Source organism: Paenibacillus sp. Dod16, from assembly GCF_049893405.1.
Lineage (GTDB): Bacteria > Bacillota > Bacilli > Paenibacillales > Paenibacillaceae > Paenibacillus_AQ.
Genome location: NZ_JBNDYG010000086.1, coordinates 1 through 15,219 on the forward strand (window position 1 = coordinate 1; position 15,219 = coordinate 15,219).

The window sequence follows — 15,219 nt, forward strand, 5'->3', positions numbered from 1 at the left end:
GCGCTGAATTTTGACGAGAAGAAGGTATTCCCTTTTATCATCGCAAGTGGTTTTATTGCGGACACAACTTCGCTGCCACTTGTAGTCAGCAACCTGGTGAATATCGTATCGGCCGATTTCTTCGGCATTACGTTTATCGAATACGCCAGTCGCATGTTGGTTCCCAATCTGTTCTCTTTAGTAGCCAGTATCTTTGTGCTTTATTTGTTTTTCCGCAAGAGCATCCCGCGTAAGTTCGATGGGACGCAGCTTAAACAACCCTCAACGGCAATACAAGATCCTAAGATGTTCCGTTTATCATGGATCGTATTAAGTGTGCTGCTGATCGGTTACTTTGTGTGTGAATTTGTGGGTATCCCCGTTTCGATCGTAGCTGGCGTTATCGCGATATTCTTCCTGCTGATGGCGAGAAAAAGTCCGGCTGTGCAAACCAAAGAAGTACTCAAAGGGGCTCCGTGGGCCATCGTATTTTTCTCGATCGGTATGTATGTTGTGGTCTATGGCTTACGTAACGCCGGTCTTACGGACCTTTTGGCAAGTGTCATACAGAGCGTAGCGGATCAAGGTCTGTTTGCTGCAACCATGGGGATGGGCTTCATTGCTGCGATTATTTCTTCCATCATGAACAATATGCCGACCGTCATGATTGATGCACTCGCCATCGATGCGACAAACACGTCGGCTGCCATTAAAGAGGCCTTAATTTATGCGAATGTGATTGGTTCCGATTTAGGTCCCAAAATTACACCGATTGGTTCACTAGCCACCTTGCTTTGGCTGCATGTCCTTTCGACCAAAGGCGTGAAGATCAGCTGGGGGACTTACTTTAAGACAGGGATTATATTGACCATCCCAACGTTATTTATAACCCTTTTAGGATTATATATCTGGCTAACCATACTTTAATTCAAGTGATAAGGGAGAGAAACGATTATGGAAAAAAAGACACTTTACTTCTTGTGCACAGGCAACTCTTGCCGCAGCCAAATGGCGGAAGGTTGGGCCAAAAAACATCTGGGTGATGATTGGAATGTCTACAGCGCCGGCATCGAAGCTCATGGCCTAAACCCGAATGCGGTCAAAGCAATGAACGAGGTAGGGATCGATATTTCGAACCAAACTTCGGATATCATTGATCCGGTGTTGTTGAATCAATCCGATTTGGTGGTCACCCTATGCGGTGATGCTGCCGATCGTTGTCCGATGACACCTCCTCATGTTCGCCGCGAGCACTGGGGATTTGACGATCCTGCCAAGGCTCAGGGTACCGACGAAGAAAAATGGGCTGTTTTTCAGCGCGTTCGCGATCAAATCGGCGAGCGTATTCAAAAGTTCGCTGAAACCGGCGAGTAATCAAATAGAACGTAGGAGCCGGGAACTTTTCTCGGCTTCCTTTATTACAGGAGGGAAACGACCATGATATCCATTGAAATTTATGATCCGGCCATGTGTTGTTCTACAGGAGTATGTGGGCCAAGCGTGGACCCTGAATTGATTCGCGTATCAACCGTTGTCCACAATCTAAAAAGCAAGGACATCGATGTTGCTCGTTATAACCTAGCAAGTGAGCCAGATGCATTTCTTACGAAACGTGTTGTCAATCAGCTGCTTACTGAACAAGGTCCGGAAGTTTTGCCGGTAGTTTTGTTAAACGGTCAGGTAACGAAAATCCAAGGCTATCCCTCAATGGAGGAATGGTGTGCTTGGACTGGATTGGCAGAGACGGACTTGGTGAAAAAACCGAAGTTGCGTATTGAGCTCAAAACGAAGCAATGACAGAAGGAAGTAGGTGCACAATGATGAGTAGATCATTTCATCCAAATGATATTCCACTAACGCCGTATCTCTTTTTTACGGGCAAAGGCGGAGTAGGAAAGACCTCTACCGCGAGCGCGACAGCCATATCCCTTGCAGATGCGGGTAAGCGAGTTTTGCTAGTCAGCACAGACCCGGCGTCGAATCTGCAAGACGTTTTCGGTATGACGTTATCCAATCATCCTGTTCAGATTCAAGGAGCGCCTAACCTGTATGTCGCCAATTTAGATCCGGAGACGGCAGCAAGTAAATATAAAGCACAGGTCGTTGATCCGTACCGCGGCAAACTTCCGGATACCGTGATTGCTTCGATGGAGGAACAACTTTCAGGTGCTTGTACGGTTGAAATTGCCGCCTTCAATGAGTTCTCCACCCTTTTGACCAATCAAGAGCTGAAAGCCGGCTTTGACCATATTCTTTTTGACACAGCGCCAACGGGGCATACGCTTCGGTTGTTGCAACTTCCTACCGCTTGGAGCGGATTTTTAGATGAAAGTACACACGGTGCTTCATGCTTAGGTCCATTAGCAGGATTGGAGTCGAAGAAGGAACTATATAGCAACGCACTGGCAACGCTGAATGACGAACAACAAACAACACTCGTGTTGGTGACGCGTCCAGATCGTTCACCGCTGTTGGAGGCTGCCCGTGCTTCATCCGAATTAAGAGAGACGGGAATGAATAATCAGATTCTTGTTATGAACGGCACTTTTGTTCTTCATTCAAACCCGGATCCCATTTCAGAAGCATTCTATAAACGCCAACAAATCGCGTTAGATGCGATGCCGGAGAACCTAAAGACCATTCTCCATTATGAGATACCTTTAGTTCCATATAACCTAACGGGACTAACCCATTTGCGTCAACTATTTTCACTCATAGAACAATCATTAAGCTCTGAAAACGTGGAACAGATTTCAGCACCACCATTAAGCACTCTCATTCGTGATATAGCATCATCCGGAGTACGTATTGTATTTACGATGGGAAAAGGGGGTGTCGGAAAGACAACCATCGCATCAGCTATTGCGGTTGGCTTAGCTGAACAGGGGCATCGAGTACATCTGAGTACAACCGATCCTGCCGCACATCTTAACCACATTTTAGATGAGGAAGGAAACAAACATTTATCGGTGAGTCGAGTCGACCCAAGAGTCGAACTGGAAAAGTACCGTAATGAAGTATTGAGCCAAAATGCCGATTCCTTAGATGAAGATGGTCTTGCTTATTTGGAAGAAGACTTACGATCTCCTTGTACAGAGGAGATTGCTGTCTTCAGAGCTTTTGCAGACTTGGTTGAGCGTTCACAGGATGAGATTGTCGTGATTGATACGGCTCCAACCGGACATACGCTGCTGCTTTTGGACGCAACTCAAGAGTACCATAAGGAAATTGAACGTTCTTCTGGAGAGATTCCTAATTCGGTGAAGCATCTTCTGCCGCGCCTGCGAAATCCTGAGGAGACCAGCGTAGTTATAGTTACTCTGGCAGAGGCCACGCCTTTTTACGAGGCTTCCCGATTGAACGAGGACTTGAAGCGAGCAAATATCCCTACAAAATGGTGGGCGATCAATCAGAGCTTCGCTGCAACGCAGACAACGGATCCGGTGTTACAAGGCCGAGCGAGTTCGGAGGCACAATGGATCTCACAAATCAAAGAAGCATCGGCAAACCACAGCGTGATTATTCCGTGGGAACCGGAGGAGATTAAGGGATACGATCGGCTCAAAAAACTGACGGAGAAGTAATGACAGGTAAGATTCTACTTATAAGGAGTGATCATCATGATCATTACGGATGAGGCTAAAGCATACATCGAAGAGATGATGAAAGAAGCTGAGACAACAACGTTAAGATTCTTTAATGCAGGTGCTGGGTGTTGCGGACCAAGTTATCAGCTGACGCTGGATAAAGCTCAGGAAAATGACATTGTCGAGCGTATAAATCATATAGAAGTGGCTTTCGATCCAACGATTGCGGACCTCGTACGGAATGTTATATTGGATATTGACCTAGATGAAGAAGGTCCTGCATTAATCGTCAGTGGCGGCAGTAGCAGCTGCTGCTAATTCGAAAATAGGAGGCAACGAAGAACATGGAGAAGAAATACCATGCACTACATGAAGATAAGATCTATATGGGCGGAGCCGCTGATGTCGAAGAAATGGTAAAACAAGAAGGTGTCCAAGTCGTGGTGGACCTTCGAGAAGAAGCCACGGAGTGCGCATCAACAGATGCCAACGTGAAATGGATTAAGATCCCCTTGGGCGACAATGCAACGGAGAGCGAGGAAGTTTTATTTAAAAAGGCGATCGATGAAGTAGTTAGTGCCTATCACAATGGCCAAAAAGTTGCTTTTCATTGTGGGGGAGGTAAAGGAAGGACAGGAACCGTTGCCATTGGAACCTTGCTAGCCCTAGGAGAGGCCCAAACCATTGCCGAAGCTGAGGAAAAGGCCCAGAGCATTCGCAACATTATTCAAATAAAGCCGACCCAAAGAGAATCCCTCGAAAAGATATTTGAAGCATAGTTTCAAGAATGAGGACTTTAGATTCTACACGCAGATCAAATAAGTGGGCTGGGATGAAGAAATAAATAAAATACTACGGTTATGAGGTTTCTTAATATCTTCTAAAGGGATGGGACTGGGAAGTCCCTCCTTATAAAAGATAATGCATTGAATGAACATGGTGAGAGTAGATCTTTTATGAAGTTGTTATCAGGAAGGGCTGTTAACTTATAAAGAAATAACCTGCGAAAACAGTTTTTATACTTAGCGAGGATTACTTCCTGAAAGACTCCCTATATAAATGTTCACGTTTCCTAGACAGCAAGAACCTTGGGGGTTGTTTACCTCGCAACCACAACGACCCGCCTGAACATGTGATTTAATTTGTTTGGTAGGTTGTTCGTCGGTACCCGCCGCTTGAAGAAGTCGATCCCTAGTCCAATCGAAGCAGTAACACACGGGCACATTCATACTCGGGTTCTTTTGGTACACAGGTACCTTCAGGTCGCTTACAACGAATGTTTGCGAATGGTCGGTGCTGAAATAGACAGTAGGACAAGTAGAGCTTGAGCAAAAAAGGAAAGAGTTCTTAGGCTCAATGTTTTCAAGAGCAGAAGCCTTTAACAATGATTTAAGCGTAATGAGCTGTACGCTCTTACCCTTTTCCCTACAGGAAGGACAATCAGTTCTAACGGCTACTATATGGTTGGATGAGTTGCAGCAATCCATTTTAACAACACTCCTTATGTGATTTGAATGAGCGCAAGGGTGAGACCATAGCTATTTTGTAAACTTCTTTTCATCGCTTTCTCGTAAAAGGACCTTTGGAACAAGATGAATATAAATCAATTCCCCAATAAGTTCTACTATTGTCTGAGTTACGATTACTGCTGCCACTAACCCGTTCAGAGGCTCAGGTAGAGCTAAAGCAAAAGGAAGAACAACTAGTGAGTTACGCGTCCCCGCGCTAAAAATAAGTGCCCGTCCTGCTCCGGTATCCAATCGGAATATACGAGAAACGATACGAGCGATCATTGGAGTAATGACCATATATACTACATAGACTGGAATCACTTGGCTAATAATGTCAAATGAAGTGTATAGTTTACTGATTTGCGATGCAACAACAACAAAAAGAGTCAGTGCCATAAAAGGCACAGGGAGCCATGCTGTAGCATCAAGAAAACGTTCTCCCGTTTGCTGTTTTCTTGCCCACCATTGTGTAAGCAGTGCAAGTACTAAAGGAACTACAATAAGACCTAGGAATGCTTCGAGAAACGGTCCAACACTCACAATTTCGGCTGCCTGTGTGCCCATAAAAAGCCATAGATAAATAGGCAATAAAAGCATTTGGGTAACAAAGAGTAAGGGGGTTGAAACTAAAACAAGCTTCTCGTTCCCACGACCAAGGTGTGTGAAGACAATGACATAGTCAATACACGGAGTAAGCAAAACAAGAAATACACCCAATAGCAAAGAGGGATCAGCAGGAAGAAACCGTGTTAATCCCCAGACTAGGATAGGTACAACTATATAATTCATCATAAGTAGTGCGTAAATAAACTGTCGATTTGATAGTGCTTCTTTTAAGCGGAAAAAAGGGATTTGCGTAAACATTCCGTACATTAATATGGTAAGTACAATTGAAATCACATGATCAAAACTTGCGCTTGTTTCAGGCCAAAATAACCCAATGCCAGTAGCAAGAATTAATACCAGAGCATAAAGCCATACTTGATTCCTTTCTAACTGTTCTCTTGAGACCATTTCAATCCTCATTTCACTTGTGCTTGATTATCGCAACAAAATAACGTTAAACTTCACAACTGTTCTTGATGCCTATATTAAAGGCGAAAGTATCATGTCTACTCTGACTAGTCAAGAATTAAAAGCTCAACAAAGACGATCGGTAATGAGGAATAGGGTTAACAGGCGCTATTCGTTTTTTGGCTTTACGTAGTAAGTACATTTATATTTTCGTCAATTTCATTTCGTAAGAATGCTTTTACTTCCTCGTTCCCAGTTAATTGAAGCTTGATCGTTTTATCTTCATTGTTTGTGATCACCGTAAAAGTTAAAAAAGGACAGCATCTTCTCTCCAAGCCAATCCATTCATTCAAAAGCCGTAGTGTTTCTGAATCACCAGGGAATAGGTGTTGGTATCCTTTTTCAATCTCCGTAATACTGATCCTTCTTAGTTCTAATCCTCTCCAAATATTTTTGTATTCAAATCGTTCCTCCTTTGTAAAGACTGTATAGCAACATGAAATAGGTATTTCTTTAGTCATATTATTTGCCCCTTTCAATTAGCATAAGAATTACAACTGCTTCTTTTATACGAATTGATTTAGTTGCCCTTATGGCGGCGGTGATGAAATAACTGCACCGATATTTCAAAAAGGAGAGCTAACACACAGCTACTCATAAGGTTCAAAAATGTGCAATGCTCTAGGCTGCTCCACCCTCGAGTTAAGTTTCGTGTTAGCCTAAGATTTTATTAATTCACTATCCAGAATGAGTTATAATTAAATCATAAAACTTAAAGGTAACTTTAAGTCAAGGGGGGATTTAATGACAAAGCTTAGCATTGGTCAGTTGGCGGCAAAGGCTGGTATGAATGCATCAACTTTGCGCTATTATGAATCGGTCGGTTTGCTGCCTGCTCCTGAACGGAGAAGCGGCCAACGCCGCTATGATGAGAGCCTACTTGACCGTATAAGTTTTATTAAAGTCGCTCAGGAGACAGGATTTAAGATACAGGAAATTATCATTTTATTAGAAGGTTTTGAAGTGGATGATTCACTTTCAGATCGATGGGAGCACATGGCGAAGTTGAAACGCTCTCAACTTGAGGAAAAGAAGAAACTAATTAATTCCATGATAAAGATTCTAGATAACGGCTTAAACTGCAAATGCCTAACTTGGTCGGAATGTTTAATGAAAATTCAAAATAACGGATCGTGCTAGATGTATGTAATGCATAATACGTGATAGCCACCAGTAGAACAGGTGGCTATTTAAAATGGACTCATTTTAAAATAAAAACTTGCAAAATACAAATATTCGAGTTATAACTGATCTAAGGCTTGATACATGTAATGCGACTGGTTTTAATTATTATGCACATGGAAGTGAACTAAGGGGCCTATTATATGAGTTATTACTTGTAATTTACAAATAATTTGGAGGTTGATTATGATTCGGAGCACGGCTGAGAAAAACATGATCATTGCCGCCTTCATCACAGCAGTTAGTTTATTTGGAGACGCCATGTTATATGCCGTGTTGCCGGTAAACAGTGAGGAATTCGGGTTAACAGCCCTTTGGCAGATTGGGGTTTTATTATCGATCAATCGGTTTGTTCGTATACCGATACATCCACTCATTGGCTGGTTCTATACACGATATCCGGTTCGAAATGGTCTATTCATCGCCATCTGCCTAACGATCGTTTCTACATTTGCTTATGGTTACTTTAATGAATTTATCGCGCTCTTGATCGCTAGATGTGTGTGGGGAGTGGCATGGGCTTTCATTAAGCAAGCCGGGCAGTTATTAGTGGTTGAAGCTGTTACGGAGAGCAAGCAGCCAGGGAAACTAACAGGTTTGTTTAATGGGATTGCCGGTGCTGGTGTCGTTATCGGAATGGTTGTAGGTTCCTTATTATCTGAAAGCTTTGATACTTCGTCGGTGTTAATCGGTTTCGCGATCCTCAGTGCTTTAACTTTTCCGCTTTTGTTAGCTATCAAAACAAGCAGTCGAGGTGTAGTGCAGCATGTAGAGAACAAAAATTCGAAAGCACTGCTGTTCATGGTTAAGGATCGACGTTTCATTGTACTTCTACTAACCGGATTTGTGATTTCTTTATTATTCCAAGGGTACGTGAAATCGACACTAAGCTACTGGATAGAAATGCGGGATTTTAGTGCTTTATCTTTATTAAGTTCGATTAGTGCTGCAACGTTAACAGGAATATTACTCACCCTCAAATTAGCTGCGGATCCTTTCCTTGGTTATTGGGTTGGAAGGTTTAGTGATATCAGGCAGTCGAGAACAGAATGGTTAACGGGAAGTATCATGGCGGTGGGTATTCTTTTTGTTATCATCGCATTCCATCTCCAAACTGTTGTGTGGCTCTCAACGCTGATCTTATTACTTCTCGTATCTTCAATCGTAACTACATTATTAGATGCTGATGCCGCTCAATATGCAGCTGATTCATCCAATAAACATTACGTCGTATCTTCGTATTCCATGACGGTTGATATAGGTGCTGCGCTAGGTCCATTTCTGGGTTTCACATTGCTCTCTGTAATTGGAGATACCTTCTTGAATGTTGGAGCTGCTCTATTGTTAGTATTGTGTGGATTCGTATTGCTTCGAGTGAAGAAGAGGAATCGAAAAAATGAAATCCTAATTGATGTTGATAATCATACATAACGTGAGAGGAGAGAATGACAATGAATCATGTTTTAGATGTCCTAGTCATTGGTGGCGGGCAATCGGGATTAGCATCAGGGTATCACCTGAAACAAAGAGGTTTATCCTTTTTAATTTTGGAAGCAAGTGGGGAAGCTGCAGGGTCGTGGCCGAATTACTACGATAGTTTAAAGCTGTTTTCGCCGGCTAAATATTCATCCTTACCGGGACTATCCATACCGTCTCCAGGTGACCGATATCCTAATCGAGATGAGGTTGTTCAATACCTAAAAAACTATGCGTCTCACTTTCAGTTACCGATTGCCTTTCATCAACGTGTTGAGCAAGTTTCTAAAGAATCAGGTGTTTTTCAAGTTCGTACGACTTCGGGAGAAACCTATACTGCACGCAACGTGATTTGCGCTACCGGTTCTTTTAACAAGCCATATATTCCATCGATACCTGGACAAGAAGATTTCAAAGGTACAATCATACATTCCGCGGTGTATAAGACACCTGATGCCTTCAGGGATCAATCTGTTATCGTTGTCGGCAGGGGAAACTCAGCTGTACAAATCGCGATGGAGTTAGCAGATAAAGCCCATACCACGTTAGCTGTTCGCGAGCAGGTCTCGCTTGTGCCGCAGCGTTTTCTAGGAAAGGACATTCATTTTTGGTTTATTATCACCGGTATCGATTCCCACTGGCGGATAGGGAAGTCATTAGCCAACGCATCTTCCGTTATGGACCTGGATGGGTACAAACAAAGGTTGAAGGATGGCAACCCAAAGCAAAAGATCATGTTTACTTCGTTTTATGAAGATGGGGTGATTTGGCCAGATGGTTCTAAAGAGAAGGTGGATAGCGTTATTTTTGCAACTGGGTTTCATTCCAATCTTTCCTTTATTAAGGACCTGGGAGGGCTAGATGCTAAGGGAGATCCATTACAAGACCGCGGCGTCAGTACGGTTGTACTCGGTTTATACTTTGTGGGCCTATCCGGGCAGCGATCCTTTGCCTCAGCGACCCTCCGCGGTGTTGGTTCGGATGCAAAGTATGCTGTGAAACATATTCAGAAGAATACAATTGTTCCTTATGCGGAGTAATGGCTAGTTAAAATGCAACATGAGGAGAGAAGGGGATCCCAATGAAAATTCTCTTGTGCTTATTGCTCATCCCTAAATTCAGCATTCAAAAATCAACAAGCGTTGGAATGAAGAACTGGAAGGCAAGGATCATATAATAGTTAATGATCTTTATGAGCAATATCCGGATGAACGCATTCTTGTCTCATCAGAAATATCTCCATAACCCAAATGCCCCGTCAAACCCTGCAACAAGAGCGATTAGATACAAAATTTCATCCAGGCAGGTGCTCCCTTATTTCACGTAATGGATGACTTTTCTCATTCGCAAATATTCATCGTCATTAATTTCGCCTCTAACGTACCGTTCTTTCAGCATCATCAAGGGGCGATCCACAACACGGCTTTTCATCATCAGCAATCGAGCAACAACGTAAACGGTCGCTCCAACAATCAGTATAAAGATAAGCGCCCCGATACACATCATAGCACACATCAAAATCATCATCGAACGATCGATCATCATTCCATCTATCAGTGTGAACACCTCCCAGTCTAAGGATTCTTAAATTTTGAAAAATTTATTCGTTCACTTGTTATTCATTTTTAAATCTTAAAAAAAGTGAAGGGCCTTTTGCATAAATTTTTTATGTGTAGAAAATGGTGTGCAGGTTTTGCTTGACAATATAGGGTGGGGGGCTATATATTCGGAGTATCAAGTAAATATTGTATTAGGAATTTCACAGCAACAATCTCAGTTTCAAATTCCTTATCAAAGTGAATACCGTTTATTTTTGTATAGGGTGGGAGAGTATATTAACATGAAGGAGGAGAGATTAAATGAGCATTAACATGGAACTGGTAGATCAATCGAGTGTACAATCTAGCCACTGTTCAACTGAGGATTGTGGGCGTAAGAGCCATCACTCAGATAAAGTGAAAAACAGCATAGTTTCTCGTTTGAACCGGATCGAGGGGCAAGTAAGAGGCATTAAGGGCTTAATTGATAAAGACACTTATTGTGACGATGTATTAAATCAGATTGCCTCGGTCCAATCAGCTCTAAACGGCGTCGGGAAGCTTTTGCTTGAACATCACATGAGAAGTTGTGTTATCGATCGAATACAAGAAGGCGATACAGAAGTATTAACGGAGCTGTTAACGACCATGAACAAATTAATGAAATAACAATTCTTAGAAGCAGCAGTGATGCTGCTTTTTTCTTATCAATCTTTAATTGGCTGGGGAATATAAAAAATAAAATTAAAAAGGTGTTGACTAAATATAGGGTACGGGGGTATACTAAGTTCAAGAAATGACATTGGCAATTAATGTTAGATCACGATGTAACATGTAGTAATAAAAAGATAATTTAAACAATTAAAAACAACCAATGAAGGGATGTAATGATGAAAATGAAAAACATGACATTAGAAGTAGAAGGAATGAGCTGCCAGCATTGCGTCAATACGATTGAAGGGGCACTCAAGGAAATTGGTGTGAAGGGAAAAGTTGATCTCAAAAACAATACGGTAGATGTGTCGTTCGACGAGAGTCATATCAAGATTGAACAAATTAAAGAAACCATTGAAGAACAGGGATACGACGTAAAATAAATCCAATGTGTAAAGTGAAGGTGGGAACCATTTATGGAAGCAGTAGCAACGAACCAAAAAAAACAATCAACTTTGCAAATCACTGGGATGACTTGTGCGGCGTGTGCCAATCGAATTGAAAAAGGATTAAATAAATTGGAGGGTGTGGATACGGCTAACGTAAATTTCGCCCTCGAAAAAGCTAGTATATCGTACGATCCAACAAAAGTTGATACTGACATTCTGGAAGAGACAATTAAGAAATTGGGCTACGGTACGGCTAAGGAAGTTGCTCAATTTAAACTGGAAGGTATGACCTGTGCAGCATGTGCGAATCGAATCGAGAAAAGCTTAAGCAAGCTGCCAGGCGTTACGAATGCTACGGTCAACTTTGCAATGGAAACAGCACGGGTAGAATACTCACCTGGAGAAGTATCCATCACCGAGATGCAAAACAAGGTTAAACAAATTGGATATAAAGCAATTTCGAAAGAAGATCATGCGAACACAGGTGATCGTCGTGAAAAAGAATTACGCCAGCAGAAACAGAAATTACTTATCTCAGCCTTACTTTCATTACCGCTTTTATGGACGATGGTTGCTCATTTTTCATTCACTTCATGGATTTATACACCAGAGATTTTCATGAATCCATGGTTTCAGTTGATCTTGGCGACCCCTGTTCAGTTCTATATCGGTAAACCTTTTTATGTAGGTGCTTATAAAGCACTACGTAATCGCAGCGCAAATATGGACGTATTGATATCGCTCGGGACTTCAGCTGCATATTTTTACAGTTTGTATCTTACGATTGAATGGTTCATTAACGGCGCGGGCATGCACCATGGACCATCACTGTACTTCGAAACAAGTGCAGTTCTGATCACACTGGTTATCACAGGGAAATTATTTGAATCACTAGCAAAAGGCCGAACCTCTGAAGCCATTAAATCATTGATGGGATTGCAAGCCAAGACGGCATTAGTTGTTCGTGACGGTCAAGAGCTTTCCATTCCGGTAGATGAGGTAATTGTAGGAGATGTGGTGCTTGTACGTCCTGGTGATAAGGTGCCGGTGGATGGTCAGGTGCTGGAAGGTCTATCGTCCGTGGATGAATCCATGTTAACTGGTGAGAGTCTCCCAGTTGAGAAAAGAGAAGGCGACATGGTCATCGGAGCAACGATTAACAAAAATGGCATGTTGCGAATTAAAGCAACAAAAGTTGGTAAGGAAACAGCGCTTGCACAGATCATTAAGGTTGTAGAAGAAGCACAGGGCTCGAAAGCTCCGATTCAACGGGTGGCGGATGTGATCTCAGGAATTTTTGTCCCAATTGTTGTTGGCATAGCGGTTGTGGCCTTCTTGATTTGGTACTTCTTCGTGACCCCAGGCGATTTTGCAGAAGCATTAGAAAAAGCGATTGCAATTCTTGTCATTGCTTGCCCATGTGCACTCGGTTTAGCTACGCCGACATCGATTATGGCTGGATCCGGTCGCGCTGCAGAACTAGGCATTTTGTTTAAAGGTGGCGAGCATCTGGAACAAACCCATAAGATCGACGCCATCATACTTGACAAGACCGGTACGGTTACGAAAGGTAAGCCAGAGCTCACGGATGTTTTATCCGATAGAGATGAGACAACATTTTTACGGCTGGTCGGTGCAGCAGAGAAAAATTCGGAGCACCCTTTAGCAGAAGCAATTGTTGCAGGAATACAGGATAAAAATATTGAGTTGCCTGGTACAGATTCTTTTGAAGCCATCCCTGGATTTGGAATTAAGGCCGTCGTAGAAGGGAATCAACTTCTTATCGGTACTCGCAGGTTGATGGACAAATATGGGGTGGATGCTAAGCATGCATATGATACGATGGCTCGCTTGGAGGAAGCCGGAAAAACAGCCATGCTTGTTGCGATCAATAACCAATATGAAGGTATGGTTGCTGTAGCGGATACGATTAAAGAAACATCAAAGGCAGCAGTTCACCGTTTGAAAGAAATGGGTATCCAAGTGATTATGATTACGGGCGACAATGAACGGACGGCAAATGCTATTGCAGCGCAGGTCGGCATTGATCATGTTCGAGCAGAAGTTTTGCCTGAAGGAAAAGCAGAAGAAGTGAAGAAATTGCAAGCCCAAGGCAAGACAGTAGCTATGGTAGGTGATGGAATCAATGATGCGCCTGCTTTGGCGACAGCTGACATCGGGATGGCAATTGGAACGGGTACAGATGTAGCGATGGAAGCTGCAGATGTAACGCTCATGCGGGGAGATCTCTCCAGCATTCCGGATGCAATCTATATGAGTCGCAAAACGATGAGTAATATTAAACAAAACTTATTCTGGGCTCTTGGTTACAACACACTTGGAATTCCAATCGCAGCGATCGGTTTATTGGCACCTTGGGTGGCAGGAGCTGCAATGGCACTGAGCTCCGTATCCGTTGTTCTCAACGCGCTCCGGCTGCAACGTGTAAAAGTGCGTAATCAATAATAAATATCTCTTTTAATGGAGGTTGTCATGGGAGAAAGAGTGAGGATTGCGATTAGCCCCAGCATCCAAATAGGAGGAAATATCTTTACTCCTGAGCAGTTTTCCAAAATAGGGAGCATCGGGGGGGATGACGTCAAAATTGAAATGACGCCGTTCCGGCAACTTTATATGGATATTCCTATTGACCAGAAAGATCGTATTGAAGAGGAATTAAAGAAAATTGGCCTTGAAGTGTATCCTGCAGGCTCTGTTACCAAAAGTTTGATCGTCTGCAATTTTTGTAAAGGGGCAGAAACAGCGGGGTTAGAAACGGCTCGTGCCCTAAATGAAGTTATATCGGGGATAAATACACCAACACCTTTGAAGATTGGTTATGCGGGTTGCGCCCTGGGTACGAGTGAACCTTTGCTCAAAGATATTGGCATCGTAAAAATGCGGGATAAGTTCGATATTTACGTCGGCGGTGAGCCCAAGGGCCTTAAAACTAGGATTGCCAAACTTTTAATATCCGGACTCACAGAAGATCGCCTTGCACCTGTTATAACAGCGATTATTGATTATTATAAAGCAAATGCAAAAGCAAAAGAAAAATTCAGCAGATTCATTGATCGTGTCACGATCGAACAACTGCAAAAACTCGCATAGTAAAAACGTGAAAGGAGGTGAAAAAAATGCAAGAAGCAAAAATAAAAGTTGATGGAATGACATGTCGTTCCTGTGTCAAATCTATAGAAGGCTCCCTTGATCAGATCGGTGTTGAAGGCAAAGTCGATTTTGATGAAGGTACTGTCCACGTTCAATATGATGAGTCGAAATTACAGTTGAACGATATTCAGGAAGTTATCCGGAGTAAGGGCTATGAAGTAACGAATTAAGGAAAACAAGGAGTGAGAACGATGACGGAACCGATCAAAGTCTATACGATACCGACATGTAGCGACTGCAATTATGCAAAACGATACTTTACTGAACAAAATGTGCCTTATACAGAATACAATTGTGCAGAGAATGCAAAGTATGCCGAGGAAGTTAAAGACTTAACGGGGAAACAAATCGTTCCAACGATTGTCATAGATAATAAGGTCTTTATCGGGTTTGCGGAAAATTTAAAGGAAATAAGTGAAATCATAAAATAAACGTCAAATAAAGCCGATCATTATGGTCATAACCCTGTCAAGTAGACAGTACAAAAAAGACATGATTTAAGCTGCGGCCGTTTCCCGGTATTCTACCGGGGAACGGTCGTTTAATTTTTTCTGGAATCGGTTCTGGTTGTAGAACAGAATGTATTCGCTCACTTGCT

At 42.6% G+C, this 15,219-nt stretch carries 20 protein-coding genes; 15 read left to right on the top strand and 5 right to left on the bottom strand.

What is annotated here, in order from left to right; all coding sequences use genetic code 11:
• The 6 genes from ACPV3A_RS36705 to ACPV3A_RS36730 all read left to right on the top strand — a co-directional run.
• Positions 1 to 906: arsenic transporter (locus ACPV3A_RS36705; protein WP_426204809.1), on the top strand; the 906-nt coding region annotated here is incomplete at its 5' end.
• 27 nt (positions 907 to 933) lie between these two features.
• Positions 934 to 1,353, top strand: coding sequence for an arsenate reductase (thioredoxin) (arsC, locus tag ACPV3A_RS36710; RefSeq protein WP_028407113.1), 420 nt, complete (start codon positions 934 to 936; stop codon positions 1,351 to 1,353).
• A gap of 63 nt (positions 1,354 to 1,416) precedes the next feature.
• Positions 1,417 to 1,776, top strand: a complete 360-nt coding sequence (gene arsD / locus ACPV3A_RS36715; protein WP_036638485.1) for an arsenite efflux transporter metallochaperone ArsD — start codon at positions 1,417 to 1,419, stop codon at positions 1,774 to 1,776.
• Between the two features lie 23 nt (positions 1,777 to 1,799).
• Positions 1,800 to 3,563: an arsenical pump-driving ATPase gene (gene arsA, locus ACPV3A_RS36720; RefSeq protein ID WP_036638834.1), complete on the top strand. Its 1,764-nt coding sequence runs from the start codon at positions 1,800 to 1,802 to the stop codon at positions 3,561 to 3,563.
• A 36-nt stretch (positions 3,564 to 3,599) separates the two neighbouring features.
• Positions 3,600 to 3,884 carry an adhesin gene (locus tag ACPV3A_RS36725; RefSeq protein WP_036638488.1) on the top strand — a complete coding sequence of 95 codons (285 nt, stop codon included), beginning with the start codon at positions 3,600 to 3,602 and terminating at the stop codon, positions 3,882 to 3,884.
• A gap of 26 nt (positions 3,885 to 3,910) precedes the next feature.
• Positions 3,911 to 4,345: a protein-tyrosine phosphatase family protein gene (locus ACPV3A_RS36730; RefSeq protein WP_036638491.1), complete on the top strand. Its 435-nt coding sequence runs from the start codon at positions 3,911 to 3,913 to the stop codon at positions 4,343 to 4,345.
• Positions 4,346 to 4,588: 243 nt separating this feature from the next.
• Here ACPV3A_RS36730 and ACPV3A_RS36735 read toward each other — a convergent pair whose 3' ends face one another.
• From ACPV3A_RS36735 to ACPV3A_RS36745, 3 genes are all read right to left on the bottom strand, one after another.
• The gene (locus ACPV3A_RS36735) at positions 4,589 to 5,053 is read right to left on the bottom strand and encodes a putative iron-sulfur cluster-binding metallochaperone (RefSeq protein WP_076152817.1); all 465 of its coding nucleotides are present in this window, start codon (positions 5,051 to 5,053) and stop codon (positions 4,589 to 4,591) included.
• 51 nt (positions 5,054 to 5,104) lie between these two features.
• Complete coding sequence (locus ACPV3A_RS36740; protein ID WP_036638493.1) at positions 5,105 to 6,091, bottom strand: arsenic resistance protein; 987 nt, start codon at positions 6,089 to 6,091, stop codon at positions 5,105 to 5,107.
• A gap of 185 nt (positions 6,092 to 6,276) precedes the next feature.
• On the bottom strand, positions 6,277 to 6,612 hold the full coding sequence (locus ACPV3A_RS36745; protein ID WP_225595923.1) for a hypothetical protein: 336 nt from the start codon (positions 6,610 to 6,612) through the stop codon (positions 6,277 to 6,279).
• Between the two features lie 283 nt (positions 6,613 to 6,895).
• Here ACPV3A_RS36745 and ACPV3A_RS36750 point away from each other — a divergent pair, with 283 nt between their 5' ends.
• The 3 genes from ACPV3A_RS36750 (at position 6,896) to ACPV3A_RS36760 (ending at position 9,849) form a co-directional block, all read left to right on the top strand.
• Positions 6,896 to 7,291, top strand: a complete 396-nt coding sequence (locus tag ACPV3A_RS36750; RefSeq protein ID WP_036638494.1) for a MerR family transcriptional regulator — start codon at positions 6,896 to 6,898, stop codon at positions 7,289 to 7,291.
• Positions 7,292 to 7,519: 228 nt separating this feature from the next.
• On the top strand, positions 7,520 to 8,764 hold the full coding sequence (locus ACPV3A_RS36755) for an MFS transporter (RefSeq protein ID WP_036638495.1): 1,245 nt from the start codon (positions 7,520 to 7,522) through the stop codon (positions 8,762 to 8,764).
• Positions 8,765 to 8,784: 20 nt separating this feature from the next.
• Positions 8,785 to 9,849: a flavin-containing monooxygenase gene (locus ACPV3A_RS36760; protein WP_036638496.1), complete on the top strand. Its 1,065-nt coding sequence runs from the start codon at positions 8,785 to 8,787 to the stop codon at positions 9,847 to 9,849.
• A gap of 274 nt (positions 9,850 to 10,123) precedes the next feature.
• Here ACPV3A_RS36760 and ACPV3A_RS36765 read toward each other — a convergent pair whose 3' ends face one another.
• On the bottom strand, positions 10,124 to 10,354 hold the full coding sequence (locus ACPV3A_RS36765) for an SHOCT domain-containing protein (protein WP_225595920.1): 231 nt from the start codon (positions 10,352 to 10,354) through the stop codon (positions 10,124 to 10,126).
• Between the two features lie 326 nt (positions 10,355 to 10,680).
• Here ACPV3A_RS36765 and ACPV3A_RS36770 point away from each other — a divergent pair, with 326 nt between their 5' ends.
• From ACPV3A_RS36770 to ACPV3A_RS36795, 6 genes are all read left to right on the top strand, one after another.
• Positions 10,681 to 11,016, top strand: coding sequence for a metal-sensitive transcriptional regulator (locus ACPV3A_RS36770; RefSeq protein WP_036638840.1), 336 nt, complete (start codon positions 10,681 to 10,683; stop codon positions 11,014 to 11,016).
• Positions 11,017 to 11,243: 227 nt separating this feature from the next.
• Positions 11,244 to 11,444: a copper ion binding protein gene (locus tag ACPV3A_RS36775; protein ID WP_036638843.1), complete on the top strand. Its 201-nt coding sequence runs from the start codon at positions 11,244 to 11,246 to the stop codon at positions 11,442 to 11,444.
• 33 nt (positions 11,445 to 11,477) lie between these two features.
• Complete coding sequence (locus ACPV3A_RS36780) at positions 11,478 to 13,916, top strand: heavy metal translocating P-type ATPase (RefSeq protein ID WP_036638497.1); 2,439 nt, start codon at positions 11,478 to 11,480, stop codon at positions 13,914 to 13,916.
• A 27-nt stretch (positions 13,917 to 13,943) separates the two neighbouring features.
• Positions 13,944 to 14,561, top strand: coding sequence for a nitrite reductase (locus ACPV3A_RS36785; protein ID WP_036638498.1), 618 nt, complete (start codon positions 13,944 to 13,946; stop codon positions 14,559 to 14,561).
• 26 nt (positions 14,562 to 14,587) lie between these two features.
• Positions 14,588 to 14,791 carry a heavy-metal-associated domain-containing protein gene (locus ACPV3A_RS36790; RefSeq protein ID WP_036638499.1) on the top strand — a complete coding sequence of 68 codons (204 nt, stop codon included), beginning with the start codon at positions 14,588 to 14,590 and terminating at the stop codon, positions 14,789 to 14,791.
• 21 nt (positions 14,792 to 14,812) lie between these two features.
• On the top strand, positions 14,813 to 15,052 hold the full coding sequence (locus ACPV3A_RS36795; RefSeq protein WP_036638501.1) for a glutaredoxin family protein: 240 nt from the start codon (positions 14,813 to 14,815) through the stop codon (positions 15,050 to 15,052).
• A gap of 66 nt (positions 15,053 to 15,118) precedes the next feature.
• Here the strand turns inward: ACPV3A_RS36795 and ACPV3A_RS36800 are convergent, their stop codons facing one another.
• Entirely contained in the window at positions 15,119 to 15,214 is a 96-nt protein-coding gene (locus ACPV3A_RS36800; protein WP_426204487.1) for an IS3 family transposase, read from the bottom strand.
• Positions 15,215 to 15,219: the final 5 nt, after the last annotated feature.

Bases quoted from the DNA above. Each gene is read 5' to 3' on its own strand.
- arsC (WP_028407113.1), top strand. From the start codon at position 934: ATGGAAAAAAAGACACTTTACTTCTTGTGCACAGGCAACTCTTGCCGC.
- arsD (WP_036638485.1), top strand. From the start codon at position 1,417: ATGATATCCATTGAAATTTATGATCCGGCCATGTGTTGTTCTACAGGA.
- arsA (WP_036638834.1), top strand. From the start codon at position 1,800: ATGAGTAGATCATTTCATCCAAATGATATTCCACTAACGCCGTATCTC.
- ACPV3A_RS36725 (WP_036638488.1), top strand. From the start codon at position 3,600: ATGATCATTACGGATGAGGCTAAAGCATACATCGAAGAGATGATGAAA.
- ACPV3A_RS36730 (WP_036638491.1), top strand. From the start codon at position 3,911: ATGGAGAAGAAATACCATGCACTACATGAAGATAAGATCTATATGGGC.
- ACPV3A_RS36735 (WP_076152817.1), bottom strand. From the start codon at position 5,053: ATGGATTGCTGCAACTCATCCAACCATATAGTAGCCGTTAGAACTGAT.
- ACPV3A_RS36740 (WP_036638493.1), bottom strand. From the start codon at position 6,091: ATGGTCTCAAGAGAACAGTTAGAAAGGAATCAAGTATGGCTTTATGCT.
- ACPV3A_RS36745 (WP_225595923.1), bottom strand. From the start codon at position 6,612: ATGACTAAAGAAATACCTATTTCATGTTGCTATACAGTCTTTACAAAG.
- ACPV3A_RS36750 (WP_036638494.1), top strand. From the start codon at position 6,896: ATGACAAAGCTTAGCATTGGTCAGTTGGCGGCAAAGGCTGGTATGAAT.
- ACPV3A_RS36755 (WP_036638495.1), top strand. From the start codon at position 7,520: ATGATTCGGAGCACGGCTGAGAAAAACATGATCATTGCCGCCTTCATC.
- ACPV3A_RS36760 (WP_036638496.1), top strand. From the start codon at position 8,785: ATGAATCATGTTTTAGATGTCCTAGTCATTGGTGGCGGGCAATCGGGA.
- ACPV3A_RS36765 (WP_225595920.1), bottom strand. From the start codon at position 10,354: ATGATGATCGATCGTTCGATGATGATTTTGATGTGTGCTATGATGTGT.
- ACPV3A_RS36770 (WP_036638840.1), top strand. From the start codon at position 10,681: ATGGAACTGGTAGATCAATCGAGTGTACAATCTAGCCACTGTTCAACT.
- ACPV3A_RS36775 (WP_036638843.1), top strand. From the start codon at position 11,244: ATGAAAAACATGACATTAGAAGTAGAAGGAATGAGCTGCCAGCATTGC.
- ACPV3A_RS36780 (WP_036638497.1), top strand. From the start codon at position 11,478: ATGGAAGCAGTAGCAACGAACCAAAAAAAACAATCAACTTTGCAAATC.
- ACPV3A_RS36785 (WP_036638498.1), top strand. From the start codon at position 13,944: ATGGGAGAAAGAGTGAGGATTGCGATTAGCCCCAGCATCCAAATAGGA.
- ACPV3A_RS36790 (WP_036638499.1), top strand. From the start codon at position 14,588: ATGCAAGAAGCAAAAATAAAAGTTGATGGAATGACATGTCGTTCCTGT.
- ACPV3A_RS36795 (WP_036638501.1), top strand. From the start codon at position 14,813: ATGACGGAACCGATCAAAGTCTATACGATACCGACATGTAGCGACTGC.